The sequence below is a fragment of the Mahella sp. genome (assembly GCF_020054945.1).
Taxonomy (GTDB): Bacteria; Bacillota; Clostridia; order Mahellales; family Mahellaceae; genus Mahella.
On sequence record NZ_JAIHAU010000007.1, the window covers coordinates 1 to 19836 of the forward strand.

The 19836-nt window shown below is 45.0% G+C and carries 20 protein-coding genes; 3 read left to right on the plus strand and 17 right to left on the minus strand.

What is annotated here, in order from left to right:
* From JG770_RS02630 to JG770_RS02660, 7 genes are all read right to left on the minus strand, one after another.
* On the minus strand, positions 1–134 hold a 134-nt coding region (locus JG770_RS02630; protein ID WP_291954937.1), incomplete at its 3' end, for a GatB/YqeY domain-containing protein.
* Positions 135–151: 17 nt separating this feature from the next.
* Positions 152–328 (minus strand): 30S ribosomal protein S21, encoded by a 177-nt coding sequence (gene rpsU, locus JG770_RS02635; RefSeq protein ID WP_013781537.1) that lies wholly within the window; start codon positions 326–328, stop codon positions 152–154.
* A 104-nt stretch (positions 329–432) separates the two neighbouring features.
* Complete coding sequence (locus JG770_RS02640; RefSeq protein WP_291954825.1) at positions 433–1257, minus strand: alpha/beta hydrolase; 825 nt, start codon at positions 1255–1257, stop codon at positions 433–435.
* Between the two features lie 83 nt (positions 1258–1340).
* Positions 1341–2135, minus strand: coding sequence for a metal ABC transporter permease (locus tag JG770_RS02645; protein ID WP_291954827.1), 795 nt, complete (start codon positions 2133–2135; stop codon positions 1341–1343).
* 4 nt (positions 2136–2139) lie between these two features.
* Positions 2140–2865 carry an ABC transporter ATP-binding protein gene (locus JG770_RS02650; RefSeq protein ID WP_291954829.1) on the minus strand — a complete coding sequence of 242 codons (726 nt, stop codon included), beginning with the start codon at positions 2863–2865 and terminating at the stop codon, positions 2140–2142.
* 4 nt (positions 2866–2869) lie between these two features.
* On the minus strand, positions 2870–3751 hold the full coding sequence (locus tag JG770_RS02655) for a metal ABC transporter substrate-binding protein (RefSeq protein WP_291954833.1): 882 nt from the start codon (positions 3749–3751) through the stop codon (positions 2870–2872).
* Entirely contained in the window at positions 3748–4173 is a 426-nt protein-coding gene (locus tag JG770_RS02660) for a Fur family transcriptional regulator (protein ID WP_291954835.1), read from the minus strand. The genes JG770_RS02655 and JG770_RS02660 overlap by 4 nt, the downstream gene beginning before the upstream one ends.
* Before the next feature lie 240 nt (positions 4174–4413).
* Between JG770_RS02660 and JG770_RS02665 the strand changes: the two genes are divergently transcribed.
* Positions 4414–5580: a ubiquitin-like domain-containing protein gene (locus JG770_RS02665; protein ID WP_291954837.1), complete on the plus strand. Its 1167-nt coding sequence runs from the start codon at positions 4414–4416 to the stop codon at positions 5578–5580.
* A gap of 157 nt (positions 5581–5737) precedes the next feature.
* Entirely contained in the window at positions 5738–6481 is a 744-nt protein-coding gene (gene rsmA / locus JG770_RS02670; protein ID WP_291954939.1) for a 16S rRNA (adenine(1518)-N(6)/adenine(1519)-N(6))-dimethyltransferase RsmA, read from the plus strand.
* Positions 6482–6492: 11 nt separating this feature from the next.
* On the opposite strand, the gene JG770_RS02675 is transcribed toward rsmA, so the two are convergent.
* From JG770_RS02675 to JG770_RS02685, 3 genes are all read right to left on the minus strand, one after another.
* Positions 6493–6783, minus strand: coding sequence for a PDGLE domain-containing protein (locus JG770_RS02675; RefSeq protein WP_291954840.1), 291 nt, complete (start codon positions 6781–6783; stop codon positions 6493–6495).
* Positions 6780–7415, minus strand: a complete 636-nt coding sequence (locus tag JG770_RS02680; protein ID WP_291954843.1) for an energy-coupling factor ABC transporter permease — start codon at positions 7413–7415, stop codon at positions 6780–6782. Before JG770_RS02680 ends, JG770_RS02675 begins: the two co-directional genes overlap by 4 nt.
* Positions 7416–7541: 126 nt before the next feature.
* A complete protein-coding gene (locus JG770_RS02685; protein WP_291954846.1) occupies positions 7542–8837 on the minus strand; it encodes an alpha-glucosidase/alpha-galactosidase in 1296 nt (431 codons plus the stop codon).
* Positions 8838–8955: 118 nt separating this feature from the next.
* On the opposite strand from JG770_RS02685, the gene JG770_RS02690 reads away from it, so the two are divergent.
* On the plus strand, positions 8956–9783 hold the full coding sequence (locus tag JG770_RS02690; protein ID WP_291954848.1) for an AraC family transcriptional regulator: 828 nt from the start codon (positions 8956–8958) through the stop codon (positions 9781–9783).
* A gap of 3 nt (positions 9784–9786) precedes the next feature.
* On the opposite strand, the gene JG770_RS02695 is transcribed toward JG770_RS02690, so the two are convergent.
* The 7 genes from JG770_RS02695 to JG770_RS02725 all read right to left on the minus strand — a co-directional run bounded on the left by JG770_RS02695 (position 9787) and on the right by JG770_RS02725 (position 19804).
* Positions 9787–11889, minus strand: a complete 2103-nt coding sequence (locus tag JG770_RS02695; protein ID WP_291954850.1) for a heavy metal translocating P-type ATPase — start codon at positions 11887–11889, stop codon at positions 9787–9789.
* A 186-nt stretch (positions 11890–12075) separates the two neighbouring features.
* Entirely contained in the window at positions 12076–13431 is a 1356-nt protein-coding gene (locus JG770_RS02700) for a TrpB-like pyridoxal phosphate-dependent enzyme (protein WP_291954852.1), read from the minus strand.
* A gap of 336 nt (positions 13432–13767) precedes the next feature.
* Entirely contained in the window at positions 13768–16617 is a 2850-nt protein-coding gene (locus tag JG770_RS02705; protein WP_363320887.1) for a UPF0182 family protein, read from the minus strand.
* A 271-nt stretch (positions 16618–16888) separates the two neighbouring features.
* Positions 16889–17857: a polyprenyl synthetase family protein gene (locus JG770_RS02710; RefSeq protein ID WP_291954855.1), complete on the minus strand. Its 969-nt coding sequence runs from the start codon at positions 17855–17857 to the stop codon at positions 16889–16891.
* Positions 17858–17869: 12 nt separating this feature from the next.
* Positions 17870–18388 carry a Gx transporter family protein gene (locus JG770_RS02715; protein WP_291954858.1) on the minus strand — a complete coding sequence of 173 codons (519 nt, stop codon included), beginning with the start codon at positions 18386–18388 and terminating at the stop codon, positions 17870–17872.
* Between the two features lie 14 nt (positions 18389–18402).
* Positions 18403–18786, minus strand: a complete 384-nt coding sequence (locus JG770_RS02720; protein ID WP_291954862.1) for a NusG domain II-containing protein — start codon at positions 18784–18786, stop codon at positions 18403–18405.
* Entirely contained in the window at positions 18770–19804 is a 1035-nt protein-coding gene (locus tag JG770_RS02725; RefSeq protein WP_291954865.1) for an FAD:protein FMN transferase, read from the minus strand. The genes JG770_RS02720 and JG770_RS02725 overlap by 17 nt, the downstream gene beginning before the upstream one ends.
* Between the last annotated feature and the right edge of the window lie 32 nt (positions 19805–19836).

The window sequence follows — 19836 nt, forward strand, 5'->3', positions numbered from 1 at the left end:
TCCAATTGAATCTGCTTATCTTTTTCTACCTGTAATATGGCCGCTCTAGCCATGCTTATGGTGGTCTTGCGGAGGTTATCCCTGCTTTTCATAGCAGATTGCATATCTTTAAGCAACTGTTCTTTAAGGGACATTCACATATCCCCTTCCATTAATATTTTCTCTTTCTAGCCGCTTCGGATTTTTTCTTTCTCTTTACGCTCGGCTTATCATAATGTTCTCTTTTTCTTATCTCCGACAGTACACCGGCCTTGGCACACTCTTTCTTAAAACGCCTTAATGCGCTGTCCAAGCTCTCATTTTCGCCTACCACTATTTCTGAGGCCATTTGTTTCCCTCCCTCCGCTTTTGCAACTCTGTGTTTACGTTATCTATTATACTATCCGCAGCCATACGCTGTCAACAGCAGAAAAATTACATGTCAAAAAAAGTTTATTTTTTAAAAATTTCGGTCAGCCATTCCTTGCACAACTTCATCCATGAAGCAACATGCGGATACACACCCATATTTTCGGCAGCGGTCTCTTCAATCGCCAATGATAATCCGTGAGGACCATCGGGAAAGATATGGAGTTCAAAAGGCACATTGCTCTTACGCATAGCCTGCGCAAATAATATACTGTTTTCCACAGGCACAGCCTCATCCGCGTAAGTATGCCATATAAACGCAGGCGGTGTTCTGTCATTTACCTGTAGCTCCAAGGACACTTCTTCAAGTAAACTTTTATCGGCATTACTGCCAATGAGATTTTCTATAGAACCTTTATGTGCGAATTGTCCGGACGTTATAACCGGATAATTCAGTATCAGCGCATCCGGCCTGTTCATGCCCTCTTTTATGCCATCCACATTAGCCAAATACGGTTTAGACCAATGCACTCCGAGGCTGGCAGCCAAATGCCCGCCGGCAGAAAAACCGCAAACCGCGATTTTATCGGCATCTATATTCCATTTTTCTGCGTTATCCCTTATAATGCACATGGCACGCGATAGGTCCAGCAGCGGTTGAGGGTGCCTTCTCGGGGCCACGCTGTAATACAATACAAAGGCGTGAAAGCCTGCGGCATTGAATTGCACAGCTATTGGTTCGGCTTCTCTGTCGGATGTAAAAGCATAACCACCGCCGGGACATATTAACACTGCCCCTCGCTTGCGCTGTCCCGCCAATATATATGTAGTCATTGTAGGGCGGAAGCCATCCGGCCCCTCGCCGGCATATTTATAAGATTCCCATATATCTATGGTTTTATTTAGCATGCTATGACACCCCTTTTATTGAACTTTATGGGTTATATTATACTATACAAGGCGGAAATTGGCAACTGGTTGCAACAGAACCGTTAACGTCTTTTTATGATATTGACGGCAAGCATGATTATAATCGAGATGGCTATAATAGTGCCGCCGGGCGATAAATCCAAATAATAAGATAAAAATATGCCCGAGAAAACCGATACGACGGAGAACATTACAGAATATGCCACAGTTTGCTTAAAGTTTTTAGCTATGCGCAACGCGGTAGCAGCCGGTATCACCATAAGAGCTGATACCAGCAATGCTCCCACAATACGCATGGACAATGCTATCGTTACGGCCACCATGGCGGTAAACATGGTATTTATGGCATTGATGGGTATACCTGATATAGCTGCGGCATCTTCATCGAATGTTATAAATAAAAGCTCTTTGAATAGCAGGAATATCAGAGCGACTACTATAATACCGAGCGCTGAGATTATGATTATATCGTTTAGTGTAACCGATACGAGGCTGCCAAAAAGAAATCCCATGATATTTATAGCGCTGCCCTGGGAAAGGCTGAACAGTATGGCGGCCAACGCCATACCGCCGAAGGTAGCAACAGCCATAGATATTTCAGAATAACGTGCATATGCTCGGCGCAAACGTTCTATGCCTAAAGATGATGCCAAAACAAAAACCACCGTGCCTATGGTAGGATCTATTCCTATCAAGGTGCTGCCTGCCACACCAGCTAATGCCAGATGAGATAAAGTATCGCCTATTTGAGACAATCTCCTTAATACGAGAAAGTTGCCGATCAGCGGGCTTATAATAGAAATAATGGCGCCGGCCACAAATGCCCTTATCATAAAATCATATGTGAATATTTCCATTTTATTAGCTCCTATGCACATGGGATTCAAGCTTTACGGGATATCCATAGAGCTCGCTCAGCATACGGGTATCCATGTTATCCAAAGAACATTCCGGATATATATGCCCGTTACCCATGCATATAATGCGGCTCACCTTATCCGTAATAGCCCATACGTCGTGGGTAACCATCACTACCGTTATACCTCGTTCTTTATTAAGTTTCTCCAATAGATCCAACAGAGCTTGCTGAGATTTGGCATCCACCCCTACGGTAGGCTCATCCAAAAAAAGTATCTGCGGATCGGAAACCAATGCTTTGGCGATGAACACGCGCTGCTGCTGCCCTCCCGATAAGTGTCCTATCAGCTCGTCCTTGTAATCCAGCATATCCACCAGCTTCAATGTATCGTATACTTTTTCCCAATCCGATTTTTTTAAGCGTCGGAACAAACCCACCTTCGCATACAAGCCCATGGACACCACTTCTTTGACATCAGCCGGAAATGCCTGATTAAACGCGAAGGAGCGTTGCGGCAAATAACCTATATTATTCCACGCTATGCGCACGCTGCCGCTATTCGGTTTTAAAATGCCTACCATTATGTTGATCAAGGTGCTCTTGCCCGAGCCGTTCGGGCCTATTATAGCTACGAATTCCCCTTGCCCTATCGTCAACGAGATATTGTCCAATATCGTCTTTTCCCCATAGGCAAAGGTTACGCCGCTGACTTCAATTGCATTTTCCATATACTCATTCCAACGCTTTCTGTAAATTCTTTAAGTTCTCTTGCATTATGGAGATGTAATCCTCCCCGTTTTTTTCTTCCTCTTCAGTTAGTCCGCCCAGAGGATTTAACGTCAATATCTGCGCGCCGGTTTCGTCTGCTATGGTTTGCATCGGCTTAGGCGTAACCAACGGTTCGGTAAATATATACTTGATATCGTTGGCCTTACAGTAATCTATAACTCGGCTTATCTGCGCAAGGCTTGGCTCTTGCTCATCATTCAGGCCTATGACGCTTATCTCTTCCAGCCCATAATCCCGCGCTAGATAGCTGAAAGCCTTGTGATATACAACAAATGATTTTTTAGAAACATTGCTCAGCGTTTCGCTGTATCGTTTATCTAATTCCGATAAACGCTGCGCTAACATTTTATAATTTTGCTCAAAATACTCACCATTACTCTCATCCACACTAATCAGAGCTTCTTTTATATTGTCCGCCATTATCAAAGCATTTTTAGGCGATAACCATATATGCGGGTTAACGGTATTGCCCTCTTCTATAGGTTTTATATTTTTAGAAGCCTCATAATAGACAGCTTGCGAACTGCTGCTCTGGGTTTTAAGTATCCATGAATCCAAATCCATGCCTAAATATATTATCAAATCAGCCTTGGATAAGTTGGCTATATCGCGTGTACCGGGTTCCCATTCATGCACGCTTACGCCGGCCGGTATTATGTTGGTGACATCGATTCTATCCCCGCCTATTTCTTTAGCCATAAAATATAGAGGATATATAGTAGTATACACGATTGTTTTATCTGTATCCGCTGCCGGCTGACGCCCGCATCCCATAGCTGAGAATGTCAATATTACAAGCAATATCAATATTATAAGACGTTTCATTTACTATTTCCCTTTCTATTAGCGCATTTATCGCAGTACCCTAAAATTTCTATGTGATGCTCCACCACTTGAAAATTTTTTATGCGGTTTAAGCAATAATCCAAAGGACATATATCCAGACTTTCTATTTTACCGCACATTAAGCATTTCATAACATGAGTATGCGCATTTCTATGCATCTCATATACCCTACTGTGCCCCATACTAGTTTCATCTAAAATACCTATAGATGATAAAAGCTCAAGGTTCCTGTACACGGTATCGGGACTTATACAAGGCTGTTCTTCTTTTATATCACTGTATATGTCCTTCACTGTCGCATAACCATCTATAGACAGCAGTGTATCCAATATAATATCGCGCTGAGGGGTAAGCTTAAAACCATGCTCATGCAATATATTTACAGCTTCCTCTTTAGTCACAACATCACCTTCTAATTAAGAATTAATTACTATATAAGATGATAGTACTAAATATCCAATTTGTCAATGCTCAAAAATAGCAAGATTTTTGTATAAGTTTTGTTGCTCCGGCGCATAGTATAAAAGAGTGATATTTTATCCGAATCATTATCCATATAGTGGTAATAAATTTGACAACTTGTATATTTGAGTGTAAAATATCCATAATCCGCGATTCATTAAGAAGGAGGATATAAATCGATGGAATCAAATAGCAGTTTTCATCGACGGCCTTTGCGGCCGTGGATGATATATATACTGCTAATAGTGGCAGTAATCGCCGCATCCAGCTCCATACATGAGGTGCTGGCTAAAGATGTGACGGTTATGGTAGACGGTCGCAAAGCCTCAATTGCAACAAAGGAAGATACAGTAGAACAACTGCTGAAAGCATATGACATAACATTGGGGCCGGCTGATAAAGTAGTGCCTGCACCGGATACTACATTAAAAGACGGCATGGACATAAGCGTTATTCGTGCCACATTGGTAAAGGTCAACGATAACGGGCATATCAAAACGATCTATACCACAGCTTCTTCAGTAAACGATATGCTTAAAGAAGCCGGTATTTCGGTGAAACAAGAGGACAATATAGAACCTGCAGCAGATCAAAGCATATATCCTGGTTTATGTGTAAATATAACTAGAGCTGTGCCTGTTACCATATTGGCCGACGCTCAGGCTAAAAAAATATATACCACACGTACATCTGTAAGCCAGGTATTGGCCGATGCCGGCATAAAACTTGCGCAAAAAGATAAAGTAAGTCCCGGATTGGATACCGCAGTAAAAAGCGGTATCACGATAGAAATAGTCCGAGTAAACGAGACTTATGAAACCGTCGAAGAACCTATACCTTACCGGACTATAATTCGCGACAATCATGACATGGCCAAAGGCGTACAAAAGGTGGTACAAGAAGGCCAAAACGGTCGCATACAACGAAAAATCCTAGTTGTATACGAGGATGGCAAGGAGGTTTCGCGCAAAGTAGCATCTGAAACTGTGGTAGCACAACCTAAAAATAAAATAGTAGAACGCGGTACTGTACAAAGCCTTGCGACCTCACGAGGCGCTATACGTTACAGCAAAGTGCTGACCATGAACGCTTCGGCGTATACCGCCGGATATGATGGGGTAAACAACACAACAAGCACCGGACAAAGCGTACGGCGAGGAATAGCGGCAGTTGATCCTAGAGTAATACCTTTGGGTACCAAGCTGTATGTGGAGGGTTATGGTTTCGCAGTAGCAGCGGATGTAGGCGGAGCTATAAAAGGAAACAAAATTGATCTATATATGGAAACGTTATCCCAAGCCAGAGCTTTCGGCCGAAGAACGGTAAAAGTGTATATACTCAAATAAGCCGTCGCATCTACACAGGGAGTACATGATGTACTCCCTTAATTTTGTACCGACGCTTAATAATGCATAATAACATTAAAAGAGGGGAACCAGCCTGTGAATAAAACAAAGGATCTTTCGTCGCGGTCTGATGTGCAAAGATTTATAGACCAGCATAATTTCAAGCCTAACAGGACCTGGATTAGGGACTCTGACTATCAAACTCTCAGAGCAGGCGGCTCATGTTACTGCGGTGGAAGTGGACAAGCGTATCATACCATTACTAAAACAAACGCTACAGGATATAGACAATGTAAGCATAATAGAAGGTGATTTTTTAAATCCGATGGTAGCTAAAAAAATAAAAGAATGTCTGGCAGGGAAATCCGCTGTAGCAGTGGCTAATCTGCCCTATTATATCACTACGCCGGCGCTTATGGGTATTATAGAAGACTATATCATGATCAAAAGGGCTGTGCTTATGATGCAGAAAGAGGTTGCATACAGGGTTGTAGCTCAGCCCGGCAGCCGATTAAGCGGATCAGTAAAAGACTATGGGGTATTGTCGATATCGGTTCAATATTATATGGAGCCGCAAATATTGCTTGAGGTACCGCGGTCTGACTTCCTGCCATCTCCCGACGTAGATTCCGCTGTGGTCAGGCTCGACAGGCGGGATAAGCCGGCTGTAGCTGTCCAAGATGAGCGCATGTTTTTTTCTCTTGTAAAGGCCGCCTTCGGTAAAAGGCGCAAGACCCTGTTTAACGCGCTGGTCGGAGGTCTTGGATATCCATTGGGTAAAGACGGGCTAAAGCGCGTTCTTGAACAGGTAGGCATAGACGGTAATCGCCGAGCTGAAACTCTGTCGCTACAGGAATTCGCCGATATAGCAAACGAGCTATTCTATACCATAAACGGTTAATATTCTTTACATCATCTCATATTCCGCTTGTGAATGCGCACAGCTCGATCTACCGCCCAAAATATTATCACCAATACGGCGGCTCCTACAACGCCGGCTATAATGGTAGATGCCGCTCCATTCCCCGCGATAGGTATTGTATAATCCGGCATAAGCGATATGCCTGCGTTCCTTTCAAGCGATGTAAAACCGAGATCCTCGGCCACCCTTTCCAGGCCATCCGGAAACGATGAGGCAAACGGTGTTAAAGCTAACAGCATGGCTGCCAACAGCCATGGCCATAGTTTCTTTAATTTGTTCATGATTCCTCAATCTCCCGCTTTCCCCATGGTTTTAATACCGTTACTTTTGCTAGGAACGGCACGGTCACTGCCGTAATAACACCTTCTACCACGCCTATGATAGCATGCCACAACAGCATAGGCCACACGACAACATTAAATGGCACTGTGGCCGATACGCCGAGTTCTACGGATGCCGCAAAGGCCGCCAACACAATTGATAACCAACCGCTGACAAACAATAAGACAGGTCTGATTCTCCCGCCGAATGGAATACGCTGTACAGCATAAGCCCCCCAACATCCCAGAACGGCCATATTGAGCACGTTGGCCCCCAATGCCATAACCCCGCCATCATGAAATAACAGTGCCTGCAACGCCACCACTGCAGTCATAATAGTCATCCCAGCGGCCGGACCAAACAATGCCGTAACCAAAGCCGAACCCAAAAGATGCCCCGATACTCCGGGAGCTATGGGAAAATTGAGCATTTGCGCAACAAATACGAACGCAGCCATCATGCCCATCGAAGCAATGGGCTGTTCATCAAATGCGCGTTTTATATTCTTGTTATTAAGGGCTATAACCGCCACACTAACCGTCGCAGAAACGATCATCGTTTTGGTATCCAAAAAGCCATCAGGTATATGCATATATGTGTCTCCCCTCCTCAAATGATAACGAAAAGGCAGCTTGGAAAGTCACATCCAAACTGCCTCCATGACCTCAATTCGCACATATCATAACATATGAGCTAGGCTTATTGCAAGTAGGAATTTCTATTTATACTTCGGCAGCCAATCTCCATGCGCTTCTATCAGATCATCGCACATAGCCTTTATTTCGTCTATAGTAAGTTCCGCGGCAGTATGCGGATCCAACATGGCGGCCATATAGATATAATCGCGTTTTTGGGTAAGAGCTGCTTCTATGGTCACAAGCTGCGCATTGATATTGGTGCGATTTATAGCGGCCAGTTGCTGCGGCAATTCTCCCACATAGCACGGATTAACGCCATTTCTGTCCACTAAGCACGGCACCTCCACCACGGCATCCTGCGGCAGATTGGTTATAAGGCCGGTATTCATGACATTGCCGTGAATACGGAACGGTTTATCGGTTTCTATAGCTTCCATAATATAAGAAGCATACTCGCGCGTACGGCTGTGTTCTATATTTTTATTTTCCACAAGATCCTCGCGCATGCTCTCCCAGCGTTTTATCTGTTCCACGCACCGGCGCGGATATTCATCCAGCGGTATGTTGAAACGCTCTATGAGCTCAGGATTCCGGTTTTTTATAAAATAAGGCAGATACTCGGCGTTATGTTCACTGGATTCGGTTACATAATAGCCAAATTGCTTCATTATCTCATAGCGTACCATATCATTATGAGGCGTCGGGCGCGCGAAGGCTTTTTCCTTGATTTCCGGATATAGATCCTTGCCATCTTTTGTTATCTCTAACAACCATGCCTGATGATTTATGCCGGCTATTCTCCATTGCACGCCTTCAGGATCCATGCCCAAAGGTTTCAATAGGCCGGGTACACACCCCTGCACGCTATGACATAATCCCACCGTCTTTACACCGGTAGCCTTGAGCATAGCCCCCGTCAACATAGCCATCGGATTGGTATAATTCAAAAACCATGCATCCGGACACACCTCTTCCATATCTCTGGCAAAGTCCAACATAACCGGTATGGTCCTGAGCGCTCGGAAAATACCCCCTATACCTAACGTATCGCCTATGGTCTGACGCAAACCGTATTTTTTCGGTATTTCAAAGTCGGTTACCGTACACGGTTCATACCCGCCGACCTGTATAGCGTTGACCACATAATTCGCGCCTTTCAGCGCCGCTTTGCGATCGGTGTAAGCCACGATCCTGGCGTGTCCGCCATTGTTTTGGTTGATATTATTGAGCATCTTTTCGGAATCGCCGAGCCGCTGAAGATCGATGTCATATAAAGCCAGCTCGGAATCCTGTAATGCCGGAGTTAGTATACAGTCGCCCAGTACATTTTTGGCGAATACAGTACTGCCGGCACCCATAAATGTTATTTTGGCCATATCAAGCTCCCCTCTCTGATTTTCATAATTCAATTATAACTTGTATATGCATAAATGAAATGATACAATGCTATGAAAATATGGTATAATGTTAGATATAAAAGGAGTGAAATTTAATATGAATGATTCGTATTTTCCGGATACCAAAGAAGGCATAGATCTGAGCGTATACCACTGTGGTATAGAGCAATGTCAACCGGGGCACTCATATGGTCCGGCTGTAAGGGACCATTTCTTGATACATTATATACTGGATGGCTGCGGAAGTTTCTCGGTCGATGGCAAAGAATACCGCTTGCAGAAAAATCAGGGGTTCCTTATATGCCCCAACATAGTGACGTATTACGAGGCCGACAGCCAAAACCCATGGACTTATACATGGGTGGGGTTCAACGGCGTAAAAGCCGAACAATATCTGAAATATGCCGGTCTGGATCGCTTTGATCCGATATTTACCTATGATAAAGGCGATTATATCGCCAAATGTTTCTCTCAAATGATGGATGCGCGCCGGTTAAAGCGCGGTGATGCCATACGCCTTCAAGGGCTGCTTTATATATTTCTATCGGAATTAATAGAATACGGCGAGCCTAAAGTGGCAAACAGCAAAAGCCATACGGATTTGTACATAAGTAAGGCCATGCACTATATACAGACAAATTATTCGCAGCATATGAGCATAAATGAACTGGCTGCCCATATAGGGCTTAACAGGAGTTATTTCAGCGCTCTATTTAAGCAATACGTCCATATGCCGCCCCAAGAGTTTATCGTGCGCTTTCGCATGGATAAGGCTTGCGAACTTATGCGCAACGCGGATCTGTCTATAAGCGATATAGCCAGGTCGGTGGGTTACGATGACCCCTTGAACTTCTCAAAGATATTTAAAAAGATAAAAGGAACATCGCCATATCAATATAAAAAAGGGGTTATAGCAAAATTATAACCCCTATCTTGCTGCCCGCATGGAATTGAGCACCGCTATAACAGCTACGCCCACATCGGCAAACACCGCGGCCCACATCGAAGCCATGCCCGCAGCGGCCAATACCAGTACTACTGCTTTTATGCCTAAAGCCAATACTATATTTTGCTGTACTATGTGTTGGGTATGACGAGCTATATCGATAGCCTCCGGTATACGCGATACCTCATCATTCATCAATACCACATCGGCCGCCTCTATAGCGGCGTCAGAGCCAAGATCCCCCATAGCAACGCCTATATCGGCTCTGGCCAGTACCGGGGCATCGTTTATGCCGTCGCCCACAAATGCGAGTTTCTGTCCGGCAGTAACATCTTTATCTTTTTGCAGCTGTTCTAATTTTTCTACCTTTTGATCCGGCAGCAATTCGGCAAAGTATCCGTCCAGTCCCAATCGTTGCGCGACCGCTCTGGCGATAGGCTCTCGGTCGCCGGTCAACATCACAGTTCTTATTCCCATATTCTGAAGTTGCCTTACGGTCTTGGCAGCATCCTCCTTTATCTCGTCAGCTATTACCAAATAGCCGGCATATGTGCCATTTACGGCAACATACACTATGGTGCCCATTTCATTTATATCAGGATATTTTATATCGTATTTATCCATAAGCCCAGCATTACCGGTCAATATTTCGCGATCACCTAATACAGCCCTGACGCCTTGACCGGCTATTTCTTCATAGACCTTTATATCCAGGCCTTCCGGCGATTGGCCATATGCTTCTATTATGGATTTGGCTATGGGATGATTGGAACGGCTCTCAGCTGCCGCCGCTATCATCAGCAGCTCATCCCTGTCCATACCATCAGCCGGTTCGATCTTCGTCACCTTGAAGGTGCCTTTGGTCAGCGTCCCCGTTTTGTCGAATACGACGGCGCCCACCTGATTCAATGCCTCGAGGTAGTTGCCGCCTTTGATCAATATGCCATGCCGCGAGGCAGCGCCTATTCCGGCAAAGAAACCCAGCGGTATGGACAAAACCAGCGCGCATGGGCAGGATACAACCAAAAACACCAGTGCCCTATATACCCAATCGGCAAATATAGCCTGCGGGATAACCAGCGGCGGGATGACGGCTATGGCCAATGCCGCAAACACCACTATCGGCGTATAATAGCGCGCAAAACGCGTGATGAATTTTTCGGTGGGAGCCTTTCGGCTGCCGGCCTCTTCCACCATCTTCAGCACCCTTGACAATGTCGACTGGTCAAAAGGCTTATTTGTTTCTACCTCTATCAGTCCATATGTGTTTATAAAACCGGCCAGCACATCGTCGCCGGTATTGACCGTCCTAGGCACCGATTCGCCTGTCAGTGCGGAGGTATCCACCATGGACTGACCTTGGCTTACCTTACCATCCAACGGTATCCTCTCTCCCACTTTCACCACTATGGTATCGCCTATATTGACGCTACGGGCATCTACCCTTTCTATAACACCGTTATGCTTTAAGTTGGCATAATCCGGCCTTACATCTACAAGCTGTTTTATAGAGCGCCTTGAACGGTCCACAGCCTTATTCTCAAAATACATGCCTATTTGATAAAACAGCATGACCGCTACGCCTTCGGCAAATTGTCCTATGGCAAAAGCGCCCAATGTGGCTATAGACATGAGCAGGCTCTCATCGAAAACCATACCCTTTAAGATATTTGTCGCAGCTCTGAACAAAACATCGCCGCCTGATATTATATAAGCGGCTCCGAACAATACAAACTTCAGCCATGCGATATCAGGGATTAAAAATGCCGCTGCATATACAATTCCGGCTATAATAAGACGGCGCGGAGAGATATCTTCTTCGTCCTCTTCATCGCTGTCCTCTTCGATATCGTTCAAATAACGCATATTAACCTGGGGCTCTATATCGTTCACAACATTCTGCACCCTCTTTATAATATGCTCTTTGTCATGCTCTTCCTCCATTTCGATGGAAAGACGCTGCGTGGCCAAATTTATCGACGCATCGCATACGCCGTCTATCCGCTTTATCCCGTTCTCCATTTTAGCAGCACAACTAGCACAGTTCAAGCCGTCCAGTACAAATTCCTCTCGCTGCTCTGGCATAAACATCACTCCAGTCGTATAAATATATGCTCAATTGCTCATATGTTAATTATATTATACACCTCTCTGCAATGAAGTCAATACCAGTGAAAATAAAGCCGCGCCCAGACCCATGTTTGAAAACACGGGAATGTGGCGCGGCGATTCCTTTAGTCGTCGGGTCTATAACTATCCTATACTATACTTCTATACTTGAGGCAATGCCTCCAATGCCCGTATCAATTCGTCCTCCAGCAAAGACGAATCCTGCAGCTGACCGGATAGATAGGCATCATAAGCGCCCATATCGAAATAGCCATGGCCGCTCAGATTAAACAATATAGTTCTTGCCTCCCCTGCTTCTTTTGCTGCCAAAGCCTCATCTATGGCCGCTTTTATGGCATGCGATGATTCAGGCGCCGGTACTATAGCCTCATTCTGTGCAAAGAGTTTGGCGGCGTCAAATATCTCGCGCTGATCATAGGCTTTAGCCTCTATTAAGCCATCGTGCAGCAGTTGGCTCTCTAAAGGTGAGGCGCCATGATAACGCAACCCGCCCGCATGTATGCCCGGCGGCATAAAATCATGACCTACCGTATACATCATCATCATAGGAGTCAACTTAGCAACATCACCGTAATCATAGGCAAACCTGCCCTTTGTCAGGCTTGGGCAAGCCGTGGGCTCCACAGCCATTATACGGGTCTTTTTACCCTCTTTTATCTTATCGTAAACAAAAGGCATGGCTATCCCGCCGAAATTGCTGCCGCCACCCGAGCACGCTATTATCACATCAGGATAACAGCCGGCCTTTTCCATCTGCTTTTTGGCTTCCAAGCCTATAACTGTTTGATGTAATACTACGTGATTGAGCACGCTGCCCAGGGCATAATTGGTGTCGCTATGGTTAATGGCATCCTCAACAGCCTCGCTTATAGCTACACCCAGGCTACCCATAGAATTTGGGTCTTTAGCCAATACATCCCTGCCGGCCTGAGTCTTATCGCTTGGGCTCGGTATGACAGAAGCTCCAAACAGCTGCATCATTGAACGCCTATATGGTTTCTGCTGGTAGCTTACCTTCACCATATAAACCGTACATTCCATCCCGAAGAAATTACACGCCATAGCCAGAGCGCTGCCCCATTGACCCGCTCCGGTTTCGGTGGCCAATCTCTTTATGCCGGCCTTCTTATTATAATAAGCCTGCGGTATGGCGGTATTGAGTTTATGGCTGCCGGCCGGACTAGCGCCCTCGTGTTTATAGTATATTCTGGCCGGTGTATCCAAAGCCTTTTCTAATCGACGCGCCCTATACAACGGCGACGGTCTCCACAACCGATACAGCTCACGCACTTCCTCAGGGATCTCTATCCAACGCTCGACGCTCATCTCCTGCTTTAAAAGCTCCATAGGAAAGATCACCGAGAGATCCTCCGGTCCGGCCGGTTGGCCGGTTTTTGGATTAAGCGGCGGTTTTACCGCATTTAGCAAGTCGGCCTGGATATTGTACCAATGGGTGGGTATCTCGTTTTCATCAAGCAATATCTTAGTATCGCTCATCTCAACTCAACTCCTCTGTTCAAAATTATAACGGGTATATTATACCATATTCCCTCATAGGCTTACAACAATAAAACTCCTGCTATAGGTTTGACAATATATACCTCGCTACGGCTGTGAAGCTGGACCACTACGCAATCAAAGATTGCTGTGGTCCCACGCTTCAAAAGCCCGCTCAGCATATATGTCAAGCCTTATATCACGTAATTATTGCGTACTTACAATTCGTTTCGCTTGAGCAAGCTAACGCCGGCAATATTTCATGAGTGGGCATAGGATTTATATCTTTGCATGCGCTGAGTTCGCCATATTACGAATCGCAGGTGCCGTGATATATCATTTCTGGCCTGTCGCCTGCTTGAGCACATCCTCGAGCTGTTTCAAATATTCACCGTAGGCGGCCCAGTCTCCGCGTTGCGATGCATCCTTAGCCTGCTGCAGCAGATCATTAGCCTGCCTTATGAGATCCTGCTGCTGTGGTGTACCGGGAGCCGCAGGCGCCGCAGGCTGCGCTTGTTGTTCTTCTTCTATACCAAATATGCGGTTTAAAGCGGCTTCAAGGTTATCCTCCATAACCAGCTTATTTTCATAGAACATTATAACCTTCTTGACCTCGGGCAGACTGTTCTCGGTGGCCGAGCGTATATAAAGCGGCTCCACATAAAGCAGCGAATTCTCTATCGGTATGACCAGCGTATTGCCTCGCACCACTGATGAGCCCTGCTGATTCCACAGCGTTAACTCCTTCGATATGTTGGTATCCTGATCAATGGTATATTCGACCTGCATAGGCCCATATACCAGCTTGTCTTTTGGGAATCTGTATACGATAAGCTTACCGTAATCGTCGCCGTCCATGCGCGCAGCCATCCACGCCGTCATGTTATCCTTCTTTACCGGCGTAAACGGCACCATTAGCACAAATTCCGCTTTATCCTCTCCCGGCAATTTCATTATTATATATTGCGATTCAATCTCCTGTATTTCATTGCCATATTTTTCATTAGCTATATCCCATGCATCTTCGCCGCTGTAAAACACCTGTGGATCAGTCATATGATAACGCCTATATATTTCAGCCTGTACATCGAATAGAAGTTGCGGATAACGCAGATTATCCTTAAGACCGGCCGGCATATCATCGGCATCTTTAAACAACTTCGGGAATATTCCTTTATACACATCGGCTATGGGATCGGTCTCATCCACGATATAGAAATCGGTTTTGCCATTATATGCGTTTATAATTACTTTAACCGAATTGCGCATATAATTCACGCCCAAATTCATATTATCCGGCTCTGCATACGGATATCTGTCGCTTGTAGTATAAGCATCTATTATCCAATATAGCCTGCCATCGTCGCCTATAATGATATACGGGTCATCGTCGTAGCGCAAAAACGGCGCTATCATCCTCACTCTATCAGCTATATCGCGATTTATCAGTATCCTGCTCTCAGCGTTTATATCCGATGACAAAAGCAATCTGAAATCCCCTGTATACAGCGTAAACAGCAGCCGATTTGCAAATGACATAGCTATGCCGCTTTCTTCCTGATAGATTGTTTCCTTATTTTGTTCTCCCATGGGATAATCGAATTCCTTTTGCTTCGTCTTTACTATAACATATTGATCGGTAGATTCGCCGAAGTATATTTCCGGCCTCTTTATGTCGACGCCATCAGCGTTCTTAGGCGGTATATCCTTTATAACCAACTGCGGTTGTCCACTAGGCGTTACGGCATTCACAGGCGACATAACAACGCCATAACCGTGTGTATATCTAAGATGCTGATTTATCCACGTCTTAGCATTATCCGGAAGCTTATCGATATTTAGCTCCCTAGGTGATAAAAATACCTCGGTATAACGGTTATCCAGCATATAACGATCTATATCTATATCGTTGAATTGATAATACAGCCTTATACCCTGCAATTGATTATATACCTCCAATGCCGGTCTATAATCGTTAATCCGTATATTATCTATAGTATCCCTGTTTTCGTTTAGATCCTGAACCGTCAGAGTCTGATCCGCACTAAAATCCTTTTCTTCTATTTTATCCAAACCATAAGCCATCTTTGTATACTTTATGTTGTTCTCTATATAAGGCTGTTCTTTCTTAAATTCATTGGCCGATACAATCAGACCTTGAACCACGCCTCCGACAACAGCCGAAGTTACAAGAAGCGCCAATATAGCCAGAGGAGCCGATGCAGCCCACCATATCTTTTGCCTTATAGCTCCTATAATAAAAACAAACGCTCCCGCAACCGATACAATCATAAGTATTCTGTAAAACAGCAGGGTAACGTGAATATCGGTATATCCCGCTCCTACAACCTTGCCGCGCGTAGAATACAGAAGGTCAAAGGTTTTTAAGTAATAACCGAAAGCCAGCGTAAGAAAGAATATGAAACCGAGCCATGCTATACGCTCTATAGCCGCACGTACTATATCCTTGTTTGAAACAACCCTAATAACGTTATCCTTCTCGAACAAACGATAAAAGCGCATTTTATCCGACATATACATAAGAGCGTATGCCAGTATTGTAACTATCGCCAATATAACAGTAAAATTCAATATAAAGCTATAAAGGCTATGTAAAAAAGGTAAACGGAACATATAAAGGCTTAGGTCATGCCCAAAAATCGGATCTTTTATGCCAAAATCGGATGAATTGATAAACGTGAGCCATTGGGACCATATACCCGAGGATTCGGATAAAGCCACTGTAATAGATATGAACAATAAAGCTATGATTATAACAGTATTCAACAAATGAGATTGCCGTTTGGTTAAATCGGCCGCCATATAACGTGCGTAATCGCGCTTAATCATATTGCTATATGCATACAATACAGCAAATACTGCTATAAAAACGGGAATAGCTATTTGTGCCTGCGTTATAAAGCGGGTCATGAATACCGAAAGGTAACCTATGCTGTCGAGCCATTGGTAGTCCACAAAAAATCCCGTCAAAGCCAGCAATACTATAATAACGGCTATTATTATCGTTATAAGCCATCCTATCCATCGTTTCAGCGTCATCAAAAATTGGCGCAGGAGACTCCATCCTCCGCATGGTGGAGAGGAATGCGCCTTTGCCTCCTTTCGTATTTTTAGGGGCGCTGTTGCGCCCCTTTCGCCCCGTAAGGGGCTTGTGACGCCCGGCATGCCGGGTCTCTCCTCGCCAATGTTGGCAGTCAGTACACCCGCATGGCACCGCCCTTACCCATCGGGCTTTTAACCATGCGGTTGTAGTGGTTAGGACTGGAGAAGCATCCTAACGTACGTTCTTTAACTCTCCTACCAACGTAGTGCTCGCGGCACTTAGGCTGGTCAATCAGGGCTCTTTCAAGCCCCCGCCTCCATAGGCGGTGGGTTATTGACCCCTTCATCATACCACACTGACTATATTTTACCCCTTACGGCTAATTTATGCAAGTTAATATCTACGCTCCACCGATTCATCCAGTATAGCCAACATTATGCGCTTGTACTCATTATCCGGTAGCGGTCTTAAATCTTCTGCCGCTTTATCGGCAAAATTTTGAGCGGTCGCACGAGCCCTCTCTATCCCTCCTGATGCTTTGACCATAGCCTTAACCGTTTCCACATCGTGAGTATCATACCCGCCTTTGCTCAGCACGTTCAGCAAAGGCATACGATAATCGGTATCCAGCGCATATATCAACGGCAGGGTATATACGCCATCTTCGAAATCAGCGCCTGCAGGCTTGCCCAATTCCTCCTGCCGGCCTTCAAAATCCAATATATCATCTATGATTTGAAACACCATGCCGAAATCCGTACCGAAATTTTTCAAGGCATTATATACGGTTTTTGAGCAATTTGCCCTTTTTGCGCCTATGACACAGCTCAGAGCAAACAGATCGGCGGTTTTATGCCTTATGCGCCTTAGGTAGGAGCGTACCGATACCGTCGTATTGTAGCGCTGTTGGTATTGATCGACTTCTCCTTCGCAGATCCGCTTTACAACCCTTGATACCTCATAAAGGTCGTCAAATGACACCTCTTTGCTGAGCAATGAAAAGACTGTGCTGAATAAAAAGTCACCGGTAAAAACGGCCACATTCTTGCCCCAACGCGATTGCACCGTCGGCTCGCCGCGCCGTATAGACGCATCATCTATTATGTCGTCATGTACCAGCGTGGCCATGTGAAGGATTTCTATCGCTGCGGCCAGATTAATTATCTCATCGCGTTTATAATCGCCAAAGCGCGACGATAATATCACCATAAGTGGCCTTAATCGTTTGCCTCCCGATCCGGCCAATTGATTGATAACATCAGAGAGCAAACGTTGATGCGTCTTAAGCGCTCGCTTTATATAATTATCGACAGCACCCATATCTTGCTTAATATCATCGGTATAAAATTCAAACGCAGACATAGCTATATCTCCTTATTTTATAAGCCACCTCATATGGCTTTTTATATATCGTTCCAAAAATGATGCCACTAACCCTATAAAATAGCCGGCGATCACTCCGGTTATCAATAACGCCGGCAAATAAGCGAATATTCCGGCCGTGTTGGCAACTATACTAAATACCAGAAGCTGACCTATATTATGAAACACACCCCCCGCAATGCTTATACCGGCCAGACTAAAATATTTATAAAACCTTTTGTACATAATGCTCATCACTACGGTGCTGAGCAGACCTCCGGCCAAGCTGTAGAAAAACACCACAAACCCGCCGCCGAATAGCGAGCCCAAAAACGTTCGCAGTATGACCACTATAATAGCCTCTTTAAAGCCAAAAACCATTATAACTATTAAAGTAACGATATTGGCTAATCCCAGTTTTGCTCCGGGCGGCATAATACCCGAAAGCGGTATAAAGCTCTCAAATATATGCAACATAAGGGCTATGGACACCATTACACCCAGCAATACCATCTTATTAGTTATACGCATAGAATCTCCAGTCATCAATAAGCCACGCTATCCACACCGGCGGGCTGGCCCATAATCTGCACAGTCAGCTTATGCGGCAGGCATACTATAATCTCGCCAGGCTTATCTATCCATCCCGTATTGACGCATATCCTATCAGTACAATCCGCATCTTTTACTCTGATACGACCGGCGCTCACTTCTATCGTATTATATCCTCCGCCGGCTATCTCTACAGTAAAAATATCATCCTCCTGCATACGCGACGCCGGTATTTCTCTGTAGATCTCATCACCTATTTTTATGACGGCCCCTGCAGCCTTTACGTCAGATATATTATCTCGATAGTACAATACCCCATAGCCGACCATTACGGCGACAGCTATAACGAGCAGCAGTATTCTATCGCCCTTCTTCATATATAAACTCCTCGTCGGTTATATTGATGTTATCCTTGAGGCCGCTGGACACAGTAATTTTTTTGTCGTTTGTTATCATGATACATTCCACATCAGACAGCTCCTCGACAAGTTCCATACCTTTTTCGGGGCCTAATAAAAATACGGTAGTTGAAAGGGCATCGGCATCTATGGATTTATCCGATATAATGCTGACGCTGGCCAACCCGTTATCCGCCGGATAACCGGTGGACGGATCCAAAATATGATGGTACCGCTTGCCATCTTTTATAAAGTAGCGTTCATATGTTCCCGACGTCACGACGGTCTTATCTGTTTCTTCGACCACCGCTACATAATTGCCGGTGGGCTTAAAAGGGTTCTGTATACCAACGCGCCATGGATTGCCGTCCGGCCTGGCACCCACCACTACAACATTGCCTCCCAAGCTTATTATGCCGCTTTTGACACCATATTCCTTAAATATCCTTGCCGCCTCATCGCCTGCATATCCCTTTGCTATAGCCCCGAGGTCTATGGACATGTTTCTTTCCGGCAATCCTATAGTGCCCGACGACACGTCTATCTGTAGCTTTCTGTAATCTATAAGGGCTTTCGCGCCATCTATAGCTGTCTGAGACGGTACCTCCTCTTTCTTGCCTATGCCCCATAGATTTACCAATGGCCCTACCGTTATATCAAAGGCCCCATCCGACAATTGGCTGTAATGTTGAGCGGTCTGCACAACATACATGGTTTCATCGCTGACCTTTACAGGATTTTGTCCCGCGGATTTGTTTACTTTATACACATCTCCTGTTTCGGAGCTTACGCTCATCAGATCATCTATCTTTTTTATACGCCCCATAGCGGCGTCTATGGCTTTTTCGCCATTCGGGCCGTAAGCGGTGAGTTCCATCAATGTATCCATAAGGAATTCGGTTTCTACTGTTTTTTCGGGCTCCTTGCCGCATGCTGATATTATAGGCAGCAGGCTTATCATAATCAAACATAATAATACAAGCCTTTTATACTTCAATCCTTTTGCTCCTCTAACAATTAAACTAATCA